The organism is Streptomyces sp. NPDC041784 (assembly GCF_055591025.1).
On the sequence record NZ_JBVJAB010000010.1, the window covers coordinates 226,152 to 246,589 of the forward strand.

19 protein-coding genes are annotated in these 20,438 nt (G+C 73.4%); 12 read left to right on the forward strand and 7 right to left on the reverse strand.

Translation table 11 applies throughout. From position 1 onward, the window contains the following. Nucleotides 1-40: 40 nt before the first annotated feature. Nucleotides 41-1,030, reverse strand: coding sequence for an ABC transporter permease (locus tag ACZ6D7_RS23355; RefSeq protein WP_469493799.1), 990 nt, complete (start codon nucleotides 1,028-1,030; stop codon nucleotides 41-43). A gap of 147 nt (nucleotides 1,031-1,177) precedes the next feature. Here ACZ6D7_RS23355 and ACZ6D7_RS23360 point away from each other — a divergent pair, with 147 nt between their 5' ends. The 8 genes from ACZ6D7_RS23360 to ACZ6D7_RS23395 all read left to right on the forward strand — a co-directional run bounded on the left by ACZ6D7_RS23360 (nucleotide 1,178) and on the right by ACZ6D7_RS23395 (nucleotide 8,168). Next, the gene (locus ACZ6D7_RS23360) at nucleotides 1,178-1,801 is read left to right on the forward strand and encodes a TetR/AcrR family transcriptional regulator (RefSeq protein ID WP_469493801.1); all 624 of its coding nucleotides are present in this window, start codon (nucleotides 1,178-1,180) and stop codon (nucleotides 1,799-1,801) included. Between the two features lie 136 nt (nucleotides 1,802-1,937). Beyond that, nucleotides 1,938-2,240, forward strand: coding sequence for an urease subunit gamma (locus ACZ6D7_RS23365; protein ID WP_028808600.1), 303 nt, complete (start codon nucleotides 1,938-1,940; stop codon nucleotides 2,238-2,240). Nucleotides 2,241-2,254: 14 nt separating this feature from the next. Next, a complete protein-coding gene (locus tag ACZ6D7_RS23370; protein WP_469493804.1) occupies nucleotides 2,255-2,566 on the forward strand; it encodes an urease subunit beta in 312 nt (103 codons plus the stop codon). Beyond that, nucleotides 2,559-4,280, forward strand: a complete 1,722-nt coding sequence (locus ACZ6D7_RS23375) for an urease subunit alpha (protein ID WP_469493807.1) — start codon at nucleotides 2,559-2,561, stop codon at nucleotides 4,278-4,280. Before ACZ6D7_RS23370 ends, ACZ6D7_RS23375 begins: the two co-directional genes overlap by 8 nt. 10 nt (nucleotides 4,281-4,290) lie before the next feature. After that, nucleotides 4,291-4,953 carry an urease accessory protein UreF gene (locus ACZ6D7_RS23380; RefSeq protein WP_469493809.1) on the forward strand — a complete coding sequence of 221 codons (663 nt, stop codon included), beginning with the start codon at nucleotides 4,291-4,293 and terminating at the stop codon, nucleotides 4,951-4,953. A gap of 49 nt (nucleotides 4,954-5,002) precedes the next feature. Beyond that, nucleotides 5,003-5,680: an urease accessory protein UreG gene (gene ureG, locus ACZ6D7_RS23385; protein ID WP_469493812.1), complete on the forward strand. Its 678-nt coding sequence runs from the start codon at nucleotides 5,003-5,005 to the stop codon at nucleotides 5,678-5,680. A 1-nt stretch (nucleotide 5,681) separates the two neighbouring features. Continuing rightward, a complete protein-coding gene (locus ACZ6D7_RS23390) occupies nucleotides 5,682-6,434 on the forward strand; it encodes an urease accessory protein UreD (RefSeq protein WP_469493814.1) in 753 nt (250 codons plus the stop codon). Nucleotides 6,435-6,569: 135 nt separating this feature from the next. After that, nucleotides 6,570-8,168, forward strand: a complete 1,599-nt coding sequence (locus ACZ6D7_RS23395; RefSeq protein WP_469493817.1) for an alpha/beta hydrolase — start codon at nucleotides 6,570-6,572, stop codon at nucleotides 8,166-8,168. 108 nt (nucleotides 8,169-8,276) lie between these two features. Here ACZ6D7_RS23395 and ACZ6D7_RS23400 read toward each other — a convergent pair whose 3' ends face one another. The 6 genes from ACZ6D7_RS23400 to ACZ6D7_RS23425 form a co-directional block, all read right to left on the reverse strand. Next, entirely contained in the window at nucleotides 8,277-9,005 is a 729-nt protein-coding gene (locus ACZ6D7_RS23400) for a lysophospholipid acyltransferase family protein (protein ID WP_469493820.1), read from the reverse strand. 196 nt (nucleotides 9,006-9,201) lie between these two features. Further along, a complete protein-coding gene (locus tag ACZ6D7_RS23405) occupies nucleotides 9,202-10,437 on the reverse strand; it encodes a PP2C family protein-serine/threonine phosphatase (RefSeq protein ID WP_469493823.1) in 1,236 nt (411 codons plus the stop codon). A 67-nt stretch (nucleotides 10,438-10,504) separates the two neighbouring features. Further along, a complete protein-coding gene (locus ACZ6D7_RS23410) occupies nucleotides 10,505-13,372 on the reverse strand; it encodes a SpoIIE family protein phosphatase (protein WP_469493826.1) in 2,868 nt (955 codons plus the stop codon). Nucleotides 13,373-13,494: 122 nt separating this feature from the next. Next, nucleotides 13,495-14,721: an ornithine--oxo-acid transaminase gene (rocD, locus tag ACZ6D7_RS23415; RefSeq protein WP_469493829.1), complete on the reverse strand. Its 1,227-nt coding sequence runs from the start codon at nucleotides 14,719-14,721 to the stop codon at nucleotides 13,495-13,497. Next, complete coding sequence (gene ddaH / locus ACZ6D7_RS23420) at nucleotides 14,718-15,530, reverse strand: dimethylargininase (RefSeq protein WP_469493832.1); 813 nt, start codon at nucleotides 15,528-15,530, stop codon at nucleotides 14,718-14,720. The genes rocD and ddaH overlap by 4 nt, the downstream gene beginning before the upstream one ends. A 124-nt stretch (nucleotides 15,531-15,654) precedes the next feature. Then, a complete protein-coding gene (locus tag ACZ6D7_RS23425; protein WP_469493836.1) occupies nucleotides 15,655-16,146 on the reverse strand; it encodes an Lrp/AsnC family transcriptional regulator in 492 nt (163 codons plus the stop codon). Between the two features lie 78 nt (nucleotides 16,147-16,224). Here ACZ6D7_RS23425 and ACZ6D7_RS23430 point away from each other — a divergent pair, with 78 nt between their 5' ends. Genes ACZ6D7_RS23430 through ACZ6D7_RS23445 form a run of 4 tightly spaced genes read left to right on the forward strand, consistent with a single transcriptional unit; the run spans nucleotide 16,225 to nucleotide 20,411 of the window. Continuing rightward, nucleotides 16,225-16,974, forward strand: coding sequence for a LytR/AlgR family response regulator transcription factor (locus tag ACZ6D7_RS23430; RefSeq protein WP_469493838.1), 750 nt, complete (start codon nucleotides 16,225-16,227; stop codon nucleotides 16,972-16,974). 2 nt (nucleotides 16,975-16,976) lie between these two features. Further along, complete coding sequence (locus ACZ6D7_RS23435) at nucleotides 16,977-17,339, forward strand: hypothetical protein (RefSeq protein ID WP_469493841.1); 363 nt, start codon at nucleotides 16,977-16,979, stop codon at nucleotides 17,337-17,339. A gap of 13 nt (nucleotides 17,340-17,352) precedes the next feature. Next, nucleotides 17,353-19,209: a sodium/solute symporter gene (locus ACZ6D7_RS23440; RefSeq protein WP_469493842.1), complete on the forward strand. Its 1,857-nt coding sequence runs from the start codon at nucleotides 17,353-17,355 to the stop codon at nucleotides 19,207-19,209. Beyond that, nucleotides 19,206-20,411, forward strand: coding sequence for a sensor histidine kinase (locus ACZ6D7_RS23445; protein ID WP_469493844.1), 1,206 nt, complete (start codon nucleotides 19,206-19,208; stop codon nucleotides 20,409-20,411). Before ACZ6D7_RS23440 ends, ACZ6D7_RS23445 begins: the two co-directional genes overlap by 4 nt. Nucleotides 20,412-20,438: the final 27 nt, after the last annotated feature.

Here is a 20,438-nt window from a genome sequence, read left to right on the forward strand (position 1 = left end):
GCACCTCGGGGTGCGCGGTCTCGGGGGTGGCGGCGGGCGGTCAGGAGGCGAGTGCGGGCTCGCGCTTCTCGGCGGCCGGTTCGGTGTCCGTCGTCCGGGCCCGGAGCTGGGCGCCCAGTAGCACCGCGCCCAGGCCCAGCGAGGCCCACCAGACCAGCGTGAGCGCCGGACCGGTCGCCGCCGCGCCGTCGAAGAAGGACACCGAGCGCAGCAGGGTGGTCCCCGCGCCCGGCGGCAGCCACTGACCGATCGCGCCGACCGGCTCGGGCAGCATCCGCGGCGCCGAGGCCGCCCCGGAGAAGGGGTTGCCGAGGAACATCACCACGAACGACGCCAGGCCGATGCCCGCCTGGCCGAGGAGGGCCGCGCAGCCGGCCACGGCCGCGCTCACCGCCAGCGTGGACAGTCCGAGCACCGTGGCCTCCGTCCACCAGTCGCCGGTGAGCGCACCGAGCCAGCTGTGTGCCAGCGCCGCCGCGATCAGGCCGACCAGGGCCGCGGCGCCGACCAGCGCGCCGGCGGCGCGGACGCCGCGCAGTCCGAGCACGGTCACCGCCGCGCCCGCCACGATGCCGGCCAGCGCCAGCGGCAGCACGCTCGCGTTCAGCACCGCGCCGCGCGGGTCGGCCGCCGGGGCCGCCACGACGTCCACCGTCTTCACCTGCGTGCCCTCGGCGGCCGCCTGTCCGGCCACCGCCTGCTGGAGCAGCTGGGCCACGAGCGGGCTCGCCGCCGAGGCGGTCAGCAGCTCGGGACCCTGGGCGGTGACCACCACGGCGCCGTATACGGTCCGGTCCTCGACGGCCTCGCGGGCGGCGGACGCGTCGGCGTACCGGTGGATCTCGAACGCGCCCTCGTGCGCGGCCAGCCGCTTCTCGACCTGGGCGGTGGCGGCGGCCGGTCCGGCCACGCCGAGCGGGAGGTCGCGGGGCGCGATGCGGGCGGAGGGCCAGGCGAAGGCCCACAGGGCCACGGCGGCGAGGGTCGGGACGAGCAGGACGACGGCGATCAAGCGCCGGGTGGCGGACATGCTTTCCCCCTGGGGGTGGATCGAGGTTCGGGGTGGACGCCCGAAGGCACACGTCAAAAAGAAGGATCGTTCGTTTTGCGCGTGCCACCACCGTCCCGCCGAGGCCGCGCCTTGTCAAGAAGGAATGTTCGTTTTAGGTTGGGACGCATGGCTCGCGTATCCCAGGCCCACCTCGACGCCCGCCGCCGGCAGATCCTCGACGGCGCCGCGGTCTGCTTCGCCCGCAACGGCTTCCACGCCACGTCCATGCAGGACGTGCTGAAGGAGGTCGACCTGTCGGCCGGGGCGGTGTACCGCTACTTCAGCGGCAAGGACGAACTGATCGCCGCGATCGTCGGCGAGGTGCTCGGCCAGGTCCGCGCGGCCTTCGAGGAGGCCGTCCGGCTCGGCCCGCCCCCGCCGCCGGACGTCCTGGTGACCTCGGTGCTCAGCTCCACGCTCGCCGCCCGCGAGGCCCTGACCGTCGACGGCCGGCCCGCCTTCCCGCGCCTGGTCATCCAGGTGTGGACCGAGACCCTGCGCAACCCCGAACTCTCCGCCGTCCTCCAGGAGGGCTACGGCGCCGTGCGCGAGGCCTGGGGGAACATCGTCCGGGCCTACCAAGACGCCGGGACCATGCGCTCCGACATCCCCGCCGACCATGTGGCGCGCACGATGGTCGCCACCGTGCTCGGCTTCATCGCCCAGCAGTCGCTGCTCGGGCCCGCCCCGGTCGATGTCCTGGGTGACGGGCTACGCGCGTTGATGAGTGTGACGGCCCCGGCGGAGTGAGCCGCGCTGATCACAGCTTGGTTAACTTGCTTGAAATGCGGCCCAACTAGCCTGCCCATCCACGCCACCAGGGGTTTTCCTCGTGGCCGCGGCCACCGGACCCCGCACGGTCCGGAGCGAGGATGTGAGGTGGGACGTGCAACTGACCCCGCACGAGCAGGAGAGGCTGCTGATCCACGTGGCGGCCGACGTCGCCGAGAAGCGCCGGGCCCGCGGTCTTCGGCTCAACCACCCCGAGGCCGTCGCGCTCATCACGTCGCACATCCTCGAGGGCGCCCGGGACGGCCGTACGGTCGCCGAGCTGATGTCCTCCGGACGCAAGCTGCTCACCCGCGACGACGTCATGGAGGGCATCCCCGAGATGATCCACGACGTCCAGGTCGAGGCCACCTTCCCCGACGGCACCAAGCTCGTCACCGTCCACGACCCGATCGTCTGACGGGGGAGGCCGCGATGATTCCCGGAGAGATCCTCTTCGCCGAGGACCCGATCGTCTTCAACGAGGGCCGCGAGGTCACCCGGCTCACCGTCCTCAACGCCGCCGACCGGCCCGTCCAGGTCGGCTCCCACTACCACTTCGCCGAGGCCAACCCCGGCCTGGAGTTCGACCGCGCCGCCGCGCGCGGCCGACGGCTGAACGTCGCCGCCGGCACCGCCGTGCGCTTCGAGCCCGGGATCCCCGTCGAGGTCGAACTCGTACCGCTCGCCGGGGCCCGGGTCGTGCCGGGACTGCGCGGGGAGACCGGAGGTGCCCTCGATGCCTGAAATCTCGCGTGCCGCGTACGCCGACCTGTTCGGCCCGACCACCGGCGACCGGATCCGCCTCGCCGACACCGACCTGCTGATCGAGATCGAGGAGGACCGCTGCGGCGGTCCCGGGCTCGCCGGTGACGAGGCGGTCTTCGGCGGCGGCAAAGTCATCCGGGAGTCCATGGGCCAGGCCCGCGCCACGCGCGCGGAGGGCACCCCGGACACCGTGATCACCGGGGCCGTGATCGTCGACCACTGGGGGATCGTCAAGGCCGACGTCGGCATCCGCGACGGGCGGATCACCGGCATCGGCAAGGCGGGCAACCCCGACACCATGGACGGCGTCCACCCGGACCTGGTCCTCGGCCCGGAGACCGAGGTCGTCGCGGGCAACGGGCGGATCCTGACGGCCGGCGCGGTCGACGCGCACGTGCACTTCATCTGTCCGCAGATCGCCGACGAGGCGCTGGCCTCCGGCGTCACGACCCTGGTCGGCGGCGGCACAGGACCCGCCGAGGGCTCCAAGGCGACGACGGTCACGCCCGGCCGCTGGCACCTCGCCCGGATGCTGGAGGCGATGGAGCACTACCCGCTGAACATCGGCTTCCTCGGCAAGGGCAACACCGTCTCCCAGGAGGCGATGCTGTCCCAGATCCGGGGCGGCGCGCTGGGCCTGAAGCTGCACGAGGACTGGGGTTCGACGCCGGCCGTCATCGACGCCTCGCTCACGGTCGCCGACCGCACCGGCATCCAGGTCGCCATCCACACGGACACCCTGAACGAGGCCGGGTTCGTGGGCGACACGCTCGCCGCGATCGCCGGACGCGGCATCCACGCGTACCACACCGAGGGTGCGGGCGGCGGGCACGCGCCGGACATCATGACCGTCGTCTCGCAGCCCCATGTACTGCCCAGCTCGACCAACCCGACCCGGCCGTACACCGTCAACACCGCCGAGGAACACCTCGACATGCTGATGGTCTGCCACCACCTCAACCCGGCGGTCCCCGAGGACCTGGCCTTCGCCGAGTCCCGGATCCGGCCCTCCACCATCGGCGCGGAGGACATACTCCACGACCTCGGCGCCATCTCGATCATCTCCTCCGACGCGCAGGCCATGGGCCGGGTCGGCGAGGTGATCCTGCGGACCTGGCAGACCGCGCACGTGATGAAGCGCCGGCGCGGCGCGCTCCCGGGGGACGGCCGCGCGGACAACCACCGGGTCCGGCGCTATGTCGCCAAGTACACGATCAACCCGGCGCTGGCCCAGGGCCTGGCCCGCGAGATCGGTTCCGTCGAGAGCGGCAAGCTCGCGGACCTCGTGCTGTGGGAGCCGGCCTTCTTCGGTGTCAAACCGCACCTCGTGATCAAGGGGGGCCAGATCGCGTACGCCCAGATGGGTGATGCGAACGCCTCCATCCCGACCCCCCAGCCGATCCTGCCGCGTCCGATGTACGGCGCGATCGGACGGGCCCCCGCGTCCAACTCGTTCAACTTCGTGGCGCCGCTCGCCATCGAGGACGGGCTGCCCGAGCGGCTCCAGCTGGGCAAGCGGTTCGTCGCCATCGAGTCCACCCGCGGGGTGACCAAGGCGGACATGCGGGAGAACGACGCCCGGCCGCGGGTCGAGGTCGACCCCGACAGCTTCGCCGTGCACATCGACGGGGAGCTGGTGGAGGCGACACCGGCCGCGGAGCTGCCCATGGCCCAGCGCTACTTCCTGTTCTGAGGACACCGGTATGACGAGGGCAGCGCTTCTGGTCCTGGCCGACGGCCGGTTCCCCGCCGGAGGGCACGCGCACTCCGGCGGGGCGGAGGAGGCGGTCAGGGCGGGCCGGATCACCGGTGCGGCGGACCTGGAGGCGTTCTGCCGGGGCCGGCTGCACACGGCGGGGCTGGTGGCGGCCGCGCTGGCCGCGGCGGCGGCCGCCGGGGCCGACCCGGCGGAACTGGACGCGGCGGCCGACGCCCGCACCCCGTCCCCCGCGCTGCGGCAGGCCGCGCGCAAGCTCGGCCGGCAGCTGATGCGCGCGGCCCGCGCGACCTGGCCGAGCCCCGAACTGGACGCCCTGGCCCGCGCGTTCCCCAAGGGCGCCCACCAGCCGGTGGTCCTCGGCCTGACCGCCCGGGCGGCCGGGCTCGGGCCCTCGGACGCGGCCCACTGTGCCCTGTACGAGAGCGTGAGCGGTCCGGCGACGGCCGTGGTGCGGCTGCTGAGCCTGGACCCGTTCGAGGCGACGGCCGTCCTGGCCCGGCTGGCGCCCGAGCTGGACCTGGTCGCGGACCGGGCGGTGACCGCGGGCACCGCGGTCCCGCCGACCCTGCCGGCCGCCTCCGCACCGCTGCTGGAGATCGGGGCGGAGCTGCACGCGGCCTGGCCGGTGCGCCTGTTCGCCTCGTAGCGCCCTCCCCACGACCCTGCCGACCCACCCCCGAACCAGGAGCCGCCCCATGCACCTCGACCACTCCCCCCACGGCTCCGCCGCCGTCGGCGCCGACGCCCACCGTGCCGACGGATCGCGGCGCGCCCTGCGCATCGGGCTCGGCGGGCCCGTCGGCTCCGGCAAGACGGCCACCGTGGCCGCGCTGTGCCGGGTGTTGCGGGACGAGCTGTCGCTGGCCGTCGTGACCAACGACATCTACACGCGGGAGGACGCGGAGTTCCTGCTGCGGGAGGCCGTGCTGCCGCCCGAGCGGATCACGGCCGTGGAGACCGGGGCCTGCCCGCACACCGCGATCCGGGACGACATCTCCGCCAACCTCGAGGCGGTGGAGGACCTGGAGGACGCCGTCGGGCCGCTCCACCTCGTGCTCGTGGAGTCCGGCGGGGACAACCTCACCGCCACCTTCTCCAAGGGGCTCGTCGACGCGCAGATCTTCGTGATCGACGTGGCCGGCGGGGACGACATCCCGCGCAAGGGCGGACCCGGCGTCACCACCGCCGACCTGCTCGTCGTCAACAAGACCGACCTCGCGCCCTACGTCGGGTCCGACCTCGCCCGGATGGCCGCCGACGCCAAGGCCCAGCGCGCCGAACTGCCGGTCGTCTTCCAGTCGTTGCGCGGTGAGGACGGCGTGCGGGACGTCGCCGCGTGGGTGCGCGAGCGGCTCGCCGCCTGGACGGCGTGACATGATCGGGGTGCACGCCACCGCGCGGATCCGGGCGCGCGCGGACGGGCGCGGCGGCACCGCCCTGCCCGTCCTCGACAGCGACGGTCCGCTGGCGCTGCGGCGCACCCGGGCCGTCGGCGACGAGGCGCGGGTGTTGCTGGTCGGCGCGATGAGCGGCCCGCTCGGCGGAGACCGCTTCGGCGTCGAGGCGGACGTCGAGAGCGGCGCCCGGCTGCACGTCGGCTCGGCCGCCGCCACCATCGCTCTGCCCGGCCAGCTCAAGGACGAGGCGCGCTACGCCGTCCGCCTCACCGTCGCCGACGGCGGCGAACTGCGCTGGCTGCCCGAGCCGTTGATCTCGGCGAAGGGCAGCGACCTGTACGTCACCACCCACGCCGACCTCGCCCCCGGCGCCCGGCTCGTGCTGCGCGAGGAGCAGGTGCTCGGGCGGGTGGGGGAGGAGCCGGGGCGGCTCACCAGCCGGCTGGTGGTCCGGGTCGGCGGGCGGGCCGTGCTCGACCAGGAACTGGCCTGCGGGCCCGGCTCGCCCGGTGGCTGGGACGGTCCCGCCGTGCTCGCCGGACACCGGGCCGTCGGCCAACTCGTCGTCGTGCGGCCGGAGTTCGCCGAGCAGCCGGTGGCCGCGCGGATCGTCGGCGAGCAGGCCGCCCTCGTGCCGCTCGCCGGGCCCGCCGCCCTGGTGACCGCCGTCGCACCGGACGGTCTGCGGCTGCGGCGCGTGCTGGACGAGGCCCTCGCCCACCTCGATTGACCGTCACATCCGGTGAGCGGTACACCATTATCCGGTTATCGGATTGGCAAAGAAGGTCAACGACACCTGTTCTCAGGTACCTCACAGCCGCGAGGATCCCCCTACGTGTCATAACTAGCTAGGGGGAGAGCCCACTTGAGGGACACACGACCGAACGCGCGGTTCGCGGCGCTCGGCACGGCCGGCGCGCTCGTCGCCGCGACCCTGATGACCGGTGCCGTGGTGGCACCCACCGCCAGCGCGACCAGCGGCGGTGCGGGTCAGGACCGGGAGATGCGCGGCGCCGCCATCGCCGCCGAGCGCGCCGCCGAGGCGGGCATCGACTGGCAGGACTGTCCCGCCGACTGGGGCCTCGAGAAGCCCATCCAGTGCGGCTATGTCACCGTGCCGCTCGACTACGCCAGGCCCAACGGCAAGCAGATCAAGATCGCCGTGGACCGTATCGGCAACACCGGCACCAAGCAGGAGCGCCAGGGCGCCCTCGTCTACAACCCCGGCGGGCCCGGCGGCTCCGGTCTGCGCTTCCCGCGCCGCGTCACCACCAAGGCCCCCGTCTGGGCCAAGGCGGCCAAGGCGTACGACTTCGTGGGCTTCGACCCGCGCGGTGTCGGCAAGTCCGCGCCCATCTCCTGCGTGGACCCGCAGGAGTTCGTGAAGGCGCCCAAGGCCGACCCGGTCCCGGACAGCGAGGCCGACAAGCTCGCCCAGATCAAGCTGGCCCGTGAGTACGCCGACGGCTGCTACGAGCGCAGCAGCGAGATGCTGCCGTACATGACCACCCCGAACACCGCGCGCGACCTGGACGTCATCCGGGCCGCCCTCGGCGAGAAGAAGCTCAACTTCCTGGGCGTCTCCTACGGCACCTACATCGGCGCGGTCTACGGCACCCTCTTCCCGGGCCACGTCCGCCGGATGGTCGTGGACAGCGTGGTCAACCCGTCCCGCGAGAAGATCTGGTACCAGGCCAACCTCGACCAGGACGTCGCCTTCGAGGGCCGCTGGAAGGACTGGCAGGACTGGATCGCCGCCAACGACGCGACCTTCCACCTCGGCACCACCCGCGCCGCCGTCCAGGCCAAGTGGCTCGACCTGCGCGCCACCGCCAAGAAGAGCCCCATCGGTGGCCTCGTCGGTCCGGCCGAGCTGATCTCCTTCTTCCAGAGCGCCCCGTACTACGACTCCTCGTGGATCCCGGTGGCGACGGTCTTCAGCAAGTACGTCGCCGGTGACACCCAGGCGCTGGTCGACGCGGCCGCCCCGGACCTGACCGACACCGCGGGCAACGCCGCTTCGGAGAACGGCAACGCCGTCTACACGGCCGTCGAGTGCGCCGACGCCAAGTGGCCCACCAGCTGGCGGACGTGGAACCGCGACAACACGCGGCTGCACAAGGACTATCCGTTCATGACCTGGGCCAACGCCTGGATGAACCTGCCGTGCGCCACCTGGCCGGTCAAGCAGCAGACCCCGCTGAACGTCAAGACCCACAAGGGCCTGCCCGGCGTGCTGATCGTGCAGTCCGAGCGGGACGCGGCCACCCCGTACGAGGGCGCCGTCGAACTGCACGAGCGCTTCAAGGGATCGCGTCTGATCACCGAGAAGAGCGCCGGTTCGCACGGGGTGACCAGCCTGGTCAACTCCTGCGTCAACGACCGGGTCGACACCTACCTGCTCACCGGCAAGCTGGACGGCAAGGACGTGACCTGCGCCCCGCACGCCACGCCGAAGCCGTAGCGGAAGCAGAAGCTGAAGCAGAAGCAGAAGCGGTAGTCGTAGCGGTACGAGTACGACGAGGGGCGGCCGGAGTCACTCCGGCCGCCCCTCGGCTGTGCCGACGTCCCGTCACCTCGACGGCAGCTTCGGGAACCTGCGCTGCTTCTCCGCCTTCGCCGCGGCGGCCTGCTCCGCCTTCACCACCGCCGCGTACCGGTCGACGTACTCCTGCTCGGACAGCGTCAGGATGGCGTACATGATCTCGTCGGTGATCGCGCGCAGGATCGCCTTCTCGTTCTCCATGCCGTCGTAGCGGGAGAAGTCGAGGGGCTTGCCGAAGCGGATGACCACCGGGTGCAGGGTGGGGACGACCTTGCCGGGCGGCTGCGCCTCGAAGGTGCCGATCATCGCGCAGGGGATCACCGGCACCCCGGCCTTCAGGGCCATCACCGCCACGCCGACCTTGCCCTTGTAGAGACGGCCGTCGTGCGAGCGGGTGCCCTCCGGGTAGATGCCGAGCAGCTCGTCCTTGCTCAGCACCCCCAGACCCTCACGGATCGCGGCCTGGCCCGCCTCCTTGCCGGAGCGGTCGACCGGGATCTGCCCGGCACTGCGGAAGAAGGCCGCCGTCAGCCGCCCCTTGAGACCGGGACCGGTGAAGTACTCGGCCTTGGCCAGAAAGGTGATGCGCCGCTTCAGGACCGCGGGCATCAGGAAGTGGTCCGCGAACGACAGGTGGTTGCCCGCGACGATGGCCGGCCCCGACTCCGGGACGTTCTCCAGCCCTTCTATGCGGGGGCGGAAGAGCAGTTTGAGCAGCGGCCCCAACACCACGTATTTCAGGAGGTAGTAGAACAAGGGGATCGCTCCTCAGCCGGGCGGATCGCTGCCGCCGCCGTGTTCCAGCAGGTCAACTGGCATGGTGTGGGCTGCCAGTGTAGGGGCAGGCCGAGCGGGCCGGAACAGTGTCGGACACGGCCGCACGCGGCCCGGCAAGGCCCCCGCCGGACCCCTGCCGGACCCCGCAGGGCCCCGCCGGGCCCCCGCCCGGCCGTCACAGCCGTACGACCACCAGCGCCGTGTCGTCCGTCGCGCCGCCGGGCGGCAGCAGCTCCAGGAGGACGGCGTCGGCGAGAGGCTCGGGGTCGGCGTCGCGGTGGCGGGCGAGGGCGTCGGCGAGACGGTTCACACCGGTGTCGATGTCCTCGTGCCGGCGCTCCACCAGACCGTCCGTGTACAGCGCGAGGGTGGCCCCGTCGGCGAAGGACACGCACGCCTGCGGCCGCGGGACCGGGTCGGGGCGGGCGTCGAGCGGCGGGTCGGTGGCCCGGTCGAGGAACTCCACCCGGCCGTCGGGGTGCACGAGCACCGGCGGCGGATGACCGGCGCTGCTGTACGTGATGGTGTGGTGGTCGAAGTCGATGAACGTGGTGACCGCGGTCGCCGACTCGGCGCCGTCCACCACATGGGCGTACCGCCCGAGGACGTTCAGGGCCTCGGCCGGGCCCGCGGCCACCCGGGAGGCCGCGCTGAGCGCGCTGCGCAGCTGGCCCATCACCCCGGCCGCGCCCAGCCCGTGTCCCACGACGTCGCCGACCGACACACCGATGCGGTGGCCGCCGACCAGGTCCACCAGGTCGTACCAGTCCCCGCACACGTTCAGCGCGCCGACCGCGGGCCGGTAGCGCACGGCCGCCCGGTGGTGGCCGACCTGCCGGCGGGCGGGCAGCATCGCCTCCTGGAGCGCCAGCGCCACCTCGCGCTCACGGGCGTGCGCCAGCCGCAGCCGTTCGTTGAGCTCCTGGAGTTCACGGGCGCGCGTGTACAGCTCGGCCTCCAGCACCCGGGAGCCCGGGCCGCCCTTGCCGTGCCGGCCGCGGGCCCGGATCAGCTCGGTGACCTCCTCGACGCGGTGTGCCAGGAGCACCACCGACCCGTCGGGCCCGAACACCGGTACGTTGACCGGGCTCCAGTAGCGCTCCTCCCACTCCCCGGGCCGGTCGGGGTCCTCGACGTCGTAGCGCTGGAGGGCCATGGCATCGCGCTCCCTGGAGGCCAGCACCCGGCGCAGCGAGGCCTCCAGATTGCGCACGCCGCTCGCGCCCGGGTCGTTGGGGTTGTCCGGGAAGACGTCGAAGAGATGCCGGCCGATCACCTTCTCGCGCGGGCGGCCGGCCACGCGCAGGAACTCCTCGTTGGCGTCCGCGTACACCAGCTCCGGCGTCAGCAGCGCCACCATGCCGGGCAGGGCCTGGAACACCGCCGCGTAGTCGATCGCAGAGTCGCTCATGGCTCACGCCCCATCCGCCGGTATTGCGTCATTTTCCCACGGGATGTGACGTGCGGCGGCCCGGGTGTCACACCCCGGGCTCCGTGAGCGACTGCTCGGCCCAGATCACCTTTCCCCCGGGCAGAAAGCGGGTACCCCAGCGCTGGCTGACCTGGGAGACCAGCAGCAGACCGCGGCCGCCCTCGTCGGTGGCGCGTGGATGGCGCGGATGGGGCGCGGTGGCCCCGCCGTCGAACACCTCGCACACCAGGGTGCGCTCGCGGATCAGCCGCAGCCGGATCGGACCCGCCGCGTACCGGATGGCGTTGGTGACCAGCTCACTGACGACCAGCTCGGTGGTGAACGACAGCTCCGCGAGCCCCCACTCCGCCAGCCTCCGGCTCACGGTCTTGCGGGCCTCGGCGACCGCCGCCGGATCGGCCGGCAGTTCCCAGTCCGCCACCCGGTCCGCGGGCAGTCGGCGGGTACGGGCCATCAGCAGCGCCACGTCGTCGTACGGACGGTCCGGCACCAGCGCGTCGATCACGGTACGGCAGCGCCGGTCGAGGGTGTCCTCCCGGTGCTCCAGGGCCCGCCGCAGCCGCTCCCGGTCCGTGGCCGGCGCGGACTCCTCGTCCCCGGCCAGCAGACCGTCGGTGTGCAGCGCGAGCAGGCTGCCCTCGGGCAGGGTCACCTCGGCCGACTCGAACGGCAGCCCGCCCGCGCCGAGCGGCGGCCCCTGCGGCAGGTCGACGAACGTGACGCTCCCGTCGGGCAGGACGACGGCCGGCGCGGGATGCCCGGCGGCGGCCATCGCGCACCGCCCGTCGACGGGGTCGTAGACGACGTACAGGCATCCGGCGCCCACGGCCTGCGTGCCGTCCGAGCCCTCGGTCGCCGTGCCCTCCTCGGCGGCCATCCGGGCCACCAGGTCGTCGAGGTGCGCCAGCACCTCCTCCGGCGGCAGATCCAGGGCGGCCAGTGTGCGTACGGCGGTCCGGACCCGGCCCATGGCGGCCGCCGCGTCGATGCCGTGGCCCGGCACCTCGCCCACGACGAGCGCCCCCCGCGCCGCCGCCAGCGGGATGACGTCGTACCAGTCGCCGCCCAGGCCGGTCAGCTCGTCGGCCGGCCGGTAGCGGGCGGCCGCCTCCACCGCGTCCTGCTCGGGCAGCCGGTGGGGGAGCAGATTGCGCTGGAGCACCAGGGCCGCGTCGCGCTCGCGCGTGTAGCGGCGGGCGTTGTCCACGCAGACGGCCGCCCGTGAGACGAGGTCCTCGGCCAGCGCCACGTCGTCCTCGCCGAACGGCTCCCGCCCGTGCCGCCGCAGGAACGTCGTGACCCCCAGCGTGGCCCCCCGCGCCCGCACCGGCACGATCAGCACACTGGCCGCCGCCCCACCCGGCGCGGGCAGACTCCGCGCCCACACCTCACCCCCCGCCCCGACCCGCTCGGCCCGCCAGGGCCGCCCGGTCACCAGACAACGCGCCGGGGGAGAACCGGCGGGGTAGACAACCGAGAGATGTCCGGGGAGGCCGCCCTGGCCGTGCGCCGGGGAGACGGCGAGGTCACCCGGGCCGTCTGCCGGGGATCCCGGGAGGTCGGGCGGGCTGTCTGCCGGGGAGTCGTGGAGGTCACGCGGGCCTTGCGCCGGGGAGCCCGGGAGCCCGCCCGGGACTTCTGCCGGGGAGACGGGAAGGTCACCGGGGCCCTGTGTTGGTGAGTCGGGGAGGTCACCCGGGCCGTCCGCGGGGGATCCCGGGAGGCCACGCGGGCCGTCCGCCAAGGAGCCCGGGAGGCTGCCCGGGCCGTCCGCGGGGGATCTCGGGAGTCCACCCGGGCCGTCTGTCGGGGAGTCGGGGAGGTCGCCCGGGGCGTTTGTGGGGGAGCTGGGGAGGTCACGCGGGCCTTGGACCGGGGGTCCCGGTAGGCCGCCCGGGCCGGCTGTCAGTGAGTCGGGGAGGTCGCCCGGGGCGGCCTCCGCCGTGCGTCGGCCCGCCCTGCGCAGGGACACGTCCGCCGCCGGCCCGTCGGGCCGTGGCTGTCCCGTCGTCGGCTCCGCGCCCCGCAGCACGGGCTCCAGCAGGTCCACCGTGACCGCGTCCGCGAAGCCGGGGACCGTCACGTCGGCCAGTTCCTGGGCCGTGCGGGTGATGTCCAGGGTGCGCCCGATCCGGCGACCGGCCCGGTCCAGCAGGGCGAGCCGCTGCCGGGCCCGGTGCCGGTCGGTGATGTCGACCACCGTGTAGTAGACGCCCATCGGGTGCCCCTGGTCGTCGTCGAGCCGGGTGAACGACATCATGTGCGCCGTCTCGCGGTGCGGCGCGGTACGCAGACGTCCCACGTGCTCGTACCCGAGGACGGGCTCGCCGGTCGCCAGCACGCGCCGCATCTGCGTCTCGATGGCCTCGGAGTCCAGACCGGGCTGGATCTCCGCGACCCGCAGGCCCAGCCGTCGCTCGGGCGGGCCGCCGCCGAACCGGGCGAGCGCGGCGTTCGACCAGACGCAGCGCAGGTCGGTGTCGACGATCGCCATGCCGATCGGGGACCCGCCCAGTATCTGCTCCAGCATCGAGCGGCTCATGTTCCAGCCGGGGGCGTCACCGATCTCGTTCAGCAGCACCAGCCAGCGCGGCGGGCCGCCCGGCTCGTCGGCCGAGGTGATCCGTGCCATGACCGGCACCGGCCGACCGTCCACGCGAGCGGCCGACAGCAGCCCCGCCCAGCCGCCCTCCCGGCGGGCCCGTTCCAGGACGTCCGGTACCCGCCCGGCGTCCCCCTGGGTCAGCAGCCCGGCCAGGTTCCGGCCCACCGCCTCGGCGGCCGGATATCCCAGCAGCCGCTCGGCGCCCCTGGTCCAGCTCGTCACCACGCCCCGGGCGTTGAGCAGCAGGGGCGCGGCGTCCGCCACGTCGAACCGCCGACGGGCAACCTCGTCCTCGTCGTGTGTCCCCACGGCCGACCTCTCTGTCGCTGAGAGTGGTCTACCACCTCCTGACTCAATCTTCACCCTGCCCGCACGACAGCGGCCGAGCCACCCGGGAGCCCCCGACCGCGTACCGGCCGGGGGCCGCCCGCTCAGGATCCCTGCGTCAGGACCTTCTCCAACGAGCCCAGCGCCGAGCGCAGTTCGTCCTCGGTGACGGTCAGCGGCGGCGCCAGCCGGATCGTCGAGCCGTGGGTGTCCTTCACCAGGACGCCCTCCCGCATCAGGCGCTCGCTGACCTCACGGCCAGTGCCGAGCGCCGGATCGATGTCGACGCCCGCCCACAGCCCGCGCGCCCGGAAGCCCACGATCCCCCGGCCGACCAGCCCGGTGAGACCCTCCCGCAGCACGCCGCCCAACTCGCCCGCCCACCGCTGGAACTCGCCCGTCTCCAGCAGCTCCACCACCGCCGTGCCGACCGCCGCCGCCAGCGGGTTGCCGCCGAAGGTCGACCCGTGCTCGCCCGGCCGCAGCACCGACAGCACCTCGCGCCGTGCCACCACCGCCGACACCGGGACGATCCCGCCGCCCAGCGCCTTGCCGAGCAGCACCACGTCCGGGACGACCGCCTCGTGCTCCACGGCCAGCGTCCGCCCGGTCCGTCCGAGCCCGGACTGGATCTCGTCCGCGATGAACAGACAGTTCTTGCGGCGGGTCAGCTCCCGCACCCCGGCCAGATAGCCGTCGTCCGGGATCACGACCCCGGCCTCGCCCTGGATCGGCTCGATCAGCACCGCCGCGGTCGTCTCGTCGACCGCCGCCTCCAGCGCGGCCAGGTCGTTGTACGGCACGATCGTGAAGCCCGGGGTGAACGGACCGAAGCCCGCGCGGGCCGTCTCGTCCGTGGAGAAGCTCACGATCGTCGTCGTACGGCCGTGGAAGTTCTCCGCCGCCACCACGATCGTCGCCCGGTCGGCGGGGACGCCCTTCACCTCGTACGCCCACTTGCGGGCCACCTTGATGCCGCTCTCCACCGCCTCCGCGCCGGTGTTCATCGGCAGCACCATGTCCAGGCCCGTCAACTCCGCGAGCCGCTCGGCGAACTCGGCGAGGCGGTCGTTGTGGAAGGCGCGGGAGGTGAGCGTGAGACGGTCCAGCTGGCGGTGCGCCGCCTCGATCAGCACCGGGTGGCGGTGGCCGAAGTTGAGGGCCGAGTAGCCCGCCAGCATGTCGAGGTAGCGGCGCCCCTCGACGTCCTCCACCCACGCGCCCTCGGCGCGCGCGACGACCACGGGCAGCGGGTGGTAGTTGTGCGCGAGGACCGGCTCCTCGGCGCGGATGAGGTCGCCGGAGGTACGGGTGCGTGCGGGCGCGGTCATGAGCGGATCTCCTGGGTGCAGCACTTGATGCCACCGCCGGCCTTGTGCAGCTCGGACAGGTCGACGGGGACGGGAAGGTAGCCGTGCTCGCCGAGCCGGGCGGCGAGCGCCTCGGCCTGCGGCGCGATGAAGACATGGCGGCCGTCGGAGACGGAGTTCAGCCCGAACGCCAGCGCGTCCTCACGGGTCGCCGCCACCGCGTCCGGGAACAGCCGCGCGAGGACCTCGCGGCTGCCGGGCGAGAACGCCTCCGGGTAGTACGCGACGTTCTCGTCGTCGAGCACGAACAGGGCGGTGTCCAGGTGGTAGAAGTGCGGGTCCACCAGGGTCAGGCTGATCACCGGGTGGCCGAAGAACTCCTGCACCTCGCGGTGCGCCTCCCGGGTGGTGCGGAACCCGGTGCCGGCCAGCAGGTACCGGCCCGTCCAGACGAGGTCGCCCTCGCCCTCGCAGACGGACTCGGGCCGGTACACCTCGTACCCGGCGGCCTTGAACCAGGTGTCGTAGTGCACGGACTCGGGGCGCCGCTCGGGCGCGTGGAAGAGGGAGCCGAAGACCCGGCCGCCGACGACCACCGCCGAGTTCGCGGCGAACACCATGTCGGGCAGGTCCGGAGCCGGTTCCACGGTGTCCACGGTGTGGCCGTGGGCCCGGTAGGCGCGGATCAGCGTCTGCCACTGCTCCTGGGCGAGGTCGACGTCGACGGGGGTGTCGGGATGCATCCAGGGGTTGATCGCGTAGCGCACGGCGAAGTGTCTGGGTTCGCAGACGAGAAAACGCCGCGTGCGCAGTTCACGGCTTTCGGGCACAGAGGGGTTCCTCCGCTTCCAACGGTGTCGACTGAGGGTTGACACCACGGTAAGAAGCGGCGGATAGGCTCGACAAGAAACGAGAGCTGCGTGTTCACGCAGGAATGCTGCGTCTTGGGCTCACTCAGCGCACGTCCGGTGCGTGCTGCGTCGCGCCCGCCTCCGGACTCTCCGGCAACAGGTGGGACAGCACCATGACGCTGATCGTCTTGCGGATGAACGGTTCCACCCGGATCCGCTCCAGCACCTCCTCGAAGTGCTCCACATCCCGTGCCCGCACGTGCAGCAGCGCGTCCGCCCCGCCCGTCACGGTCATCGCCGCGGTGATCTCCGGATGGTTGCGCACCACCTCCGCGAGCCGCCTGGGGGGCGCGGCCCCCTCGCAGTACACCTCCACGTACGCCTCCGTGCGCCACCCCAGCGCCGACGGCCGCACCGTGGCCGTGAACCCCGTGATCACCCCGGTCTCCCGCAGCCGGTCCACCCGGCGCTTGACCGCCGTCGGCGACAGGCCGATCGCCGTGCCGATCTCGGCGAAGCTCGTCCTGGCGTTCGCCATCAGAGCGGTGATGATCTTCCGGTCCAGATCGTCGAAAGGGGCAGTACCGCTGTTCATGGGGGCACTGTATCCAGCGGATACGTCCACACCCCGGCACATGTCCAGCCGTGCCGATCGCCCCTACACTCCACGTTCATGCTGCGCGCCCTCGCCGTCGACGACGAACGCCCCTCGCTGGAGGAGTTGCTGTACCTCCTGAACGCCGATCCCCGCATCGGCAGCGTGGAGGGCGCCGGCGACGCGACCGAGGCGCTGCGCCGCATCAACCGCGCCCTGGCCTCCGGACCCGACGGTCCCGAGGCCATCGACGTGGTCTTCCTCGACATCCAGATGCCCGGCCTCGACGGCCTCGACCTGGCCCGGCTGCTCACCGGCTTCGCCAGGCCCCCGCTGGTCGTGTTCGTCACCGCCCACGAGGACTTCGCGGTCCAGGCCTTCGACCTCAAGGCCGTCGACTACGTCCTCAAACCCGTCCGCAAGGAACGCCTCGCCGAGGCCGTCCGCCGCGCCGCCGAACTGCGCGGCGCCGCCCCCCGCATCCCCGTCCACGAACCCGACCCGGACCACATACCCGTCGAACTCGGCGGGGTGACCCGGTTCGTCGGCGTCGACGACATCACCCATGTCGAGGCCCAGGGCGACTACGCCCGGCTGCACACCGACCGCGGCAGCCACCTCGTCCGCATACCCCTCTCCACCCTGGAGGAGCGCTGGCGCGCCCGCGGGTTCGTCCGCATCCACCGCCGCCACCTCGTCGCCCTGCGCCACATAGGAGAACTCCGCCTGGACGCCGGCACGGTCAGCGTCCTGGTCGGCGGCGAGGAACTCCAGGTCAGCCGCCGCCACGCCCGCGAACTGCGGGACCTGCTGATGCGGAGGCCGTGAGGGTGCCCGGCCAGGACCCCGCCGAGCGCCGCGTCGTCGTCACCGGCCCGCCGCGCCGTACCCGACACGCTTCCGGCTACTACCGCCCCCGTACCGAGATCGACGAGCAGACCACCCTCGGCCACACCTACGTCCGCTCCCTCATGCGCTCCCAACTCCGCGCCGCCCTCACGGTGTTCGCCGTGCTCGCCCTGCTCGTCGGCCCGCTGCCGCTGCTCTTCGCCGCGATGCCCGACGCCCACCGCCTGGAATGGGCCGTCCTCGGCTTCGGCCTCTACGCCCCGCTGGTCCTGCTCGCCCGCTGGTACGTCCGCCGCGCCGAACGCAACGAACGGGACTTCGTGCGGCTGGTCGAGGACAAGTGAGGGCCGCGCACCGATGAACTCGACGTACGCCGTCCCCGCCGTCGCCCTCGTCGTGGTCGCGACCGTCCTCGTCGGCGCCTTCGGCCTGCGCATCTCCCGCACCACCTCCGACTTCTACGTCGCCTCCCGCACCGTCGGCCCCCGGCTCAACGCGGCCGCCATCAGCGGCGAGTACCTCTCCGCCGCCTCCTTCCTCGGCATCGCGGGCCTGGTCCTCGTCCAGGGCGCGGACATGCTCTGGTACCCGGTCGGCTACACCGCCGGATACCTGGTCCTGCTCCTGTTCGTCGCCGCCCCCCTGCGCCGCTCCGGCGCCTACACCCTCCCCGACTTCGCCGAGGCCCGCCTCGCCTCCCAGGCGGTACGGCGGCTCGCCGGCACCTTCGTCGTCGGCGTCGGCTGGCTCTATCTGCTGCCCCAGCTCCAGGGCGCCGGGCTGACCCTGACCGTGCTCACCGGGGCGCCCGACTCCCTCGGCGGCCTGATCGTCGCCGTCGTGGTCACCGCGACCGTCGCCGCGGGCGGCATGCGCAGCATCACCTTCGTGCAGGCCTTCCAGTACTGGCTCAAGCTCACCGCCCTCCTCGTCCCCGCCCTCTTCCTGGTCCTCGCCTGGCAGGGCGACGGTGCGTCCCGGCGCGCCTTCGACGAACCGCCCGCCTTCCGCGAGCAGCGGACCGTACGCGTCGACGACACCCTCGACCTGCGACTGGAGCGCCCCCTCACCGTGACCGTGGACGGCACGGTCGACGGCCGCCCGCACGACGGCACGGTCCTGCGCCTGCCCGCCGGCACCCACCGCATCGACCGGGGCACCCGGCTCACCTTCCCGGAAGGCACGACGGTCCCCGCCGCCGAGCGCGGCAGCAACGGCGGGATGTCCACCTCGCTCGCCGCGGGCCGCGAGGAGCGCCCGCTGTACGCCACGTACGGGCTGATCCTCGCCACCTTCCTCGGCACGATGGGCCTGCCGCACGTCGTCGTCCGCTTCTACACCAGCCCGCACGGTGTCGCCGCCCGCCGTACCACCGTCGCCGTCCTCGCCCTGATCGGCGGCTTCTACCTCCTGCCGCCCGTCTACGGCGCCCTCGGCCGCCTGTACGCCCCCGAACTGGCCCTCGCCGGCGACGCCGACGCGGCCGTCCTGCTGCTGCCGGACCGGGTGATCGGCGGCCTCGGCGGCGACCTGCTGGGCGCGCTGGTCGCCGGGGGAGCGTTCGCCGCGTTCCTGTCCACGGCGTCCGGGCTGACGATGGCCGTGGCCGGCGTCCTCGCCCAGGACGTGCTGCCGGCCCGTGGCGTCCGGCACTTCCGGCTGGGCACGGGCCTCGCGATGGCCGTCCCGCTCGCGGCGAGCCTGCTGGTGGGCGGGCTGCCGGTGGCCGACGCGGTGGGGCTGGCCTTCGCGGTGTCGGCGTCCTCCTTCTGCCCGCTGCTGGTGCTCGGCATCTGGTGGCGCCGGCTGACCCCGCCGGGCGCGGCCGCCGGGATGCTGGTGGGGGGCGGCTCGGCGTTCCTGGCCGTCGCCGCGACCATGGCGGGCCTGCCGGTCACGGGCGGATTGCACGCGCTGCTCGCCTGGCCCGCGCTGTGGTCCGTACCGCTGGGCTTCCTCACCATGATCCTGGTCTCCCTGGCCACCCCCGGTCGGGTCCCGCCCGGCACGGCGGCGATCCTGGCCCGCTTCCACCTCCCCGAGGAACTGCGCACGGAGGAGCGCAGGACGGCGGGGGATCTGGGGCATACGGAGCAACGCAGGTCGGCGGGGGATCTCGGGGCTACGGAGGAGCGCGGGACAGTGGGGAGCCTGGGGGCCACGGAGGAGCGCAGGCCCGCAGGGGACCTCGGGCCCACGGAGGCACCGGCATGAGCGGCTTCCTGGCGGGCCTGTGCATCGCGATCCTCCCCTTCCTCGCCCTCGGCTTCTGGCTGGGCCGCCGTACCGCCCGCCCCGAGAGCCTCGGCGGCCTCGGCACCCCCGTCGAGCACGCCACCTTCCAGACCCTGCACACCGCCTCGCTCGCCGCACCCCCGCTGCGCGCGGGCCTGACGGAGGAGACGGCCCGCAGATCGGCCCGCCGCCTGCGCACCCTGCTCGGCACCGACGCCCTCTGCCTGACCGACCGGAAGGGCGTGCTGACCTGGGACGGCGTGGGAGCCCATCACCGCGCCGAGATCATGGAGCGGCTGGCCGGCCCCCTGGACAGCGGCCGGGGCGAGGCCTTCCCGCTGACCTGCGACCACGCCGACTGCCCGGTCCGCTGGGCGGTCGTCGCCCCGCTCACCGTCGACGACCGGGTGCACGGCGCCCTCGTCGCCTGCGCGCCCCGCGAGTCCGCCGTTCTGGTCCGCGCGGCCGGCGAGGTGGCCCGCTGGGTGAGCGTCCAGTTGGAACTGGCCGATCTCGACCAGTCCCGGACCCGGCTGATCGAGGCGGAGATCAAGGCCCTGCGCGCCCAGATCTCCCCGCACTTCATCTTCAACTCGCTCGCGGTGATCGCGTCCTTCGTCCGCACCGACCCCGAACGTGCCCGCGAGCTGCTGCTGGAATTCGCCGACTTCACCCGCTACTCGTTCCGCCGGCACGGCGACTTCACCACCCTCGCCGACGAACTGCACGCCATCGACCACTACCTGGCGCTGGTCCGCGCCCGCTTCGGCGACCGCCTCGCCGTCACCCTCCAGATCGCCCCGGAGGTCCTCCCGGTCGCCCTGCCCTTCCTCTGCCTCCAGCCCCTGGTGGAGAACGCCGTCAAACACGGCCTGGAGGGCAAGGCGGACCAGTGCCACATCCAGATCACCGCGCAGGACGCCGGCGCCGAGGCCCTGGTCGTCATCGAGGACGACGGCGCCGGCATGGACCCCGTCCTGCTGCGCCGCATCCTGGCCGGCGAGGTCAGCCACTCCGGCGGCATCGGCCTGTCCAACGTCGACGACCGTCTGCGCCAGGTGTACGGCGACGACTACGGCCTGGTCATCGAGACGGCCGTCGGCGCGGGCATGAAGATCACCGCCCGGGTCCCGAAGTACCAGCCGGGCGTGCACTCGGCGGCCCGGGTCCTGCCCGAGTGATCACCGGGTCATCGGCCGGTGATCGGC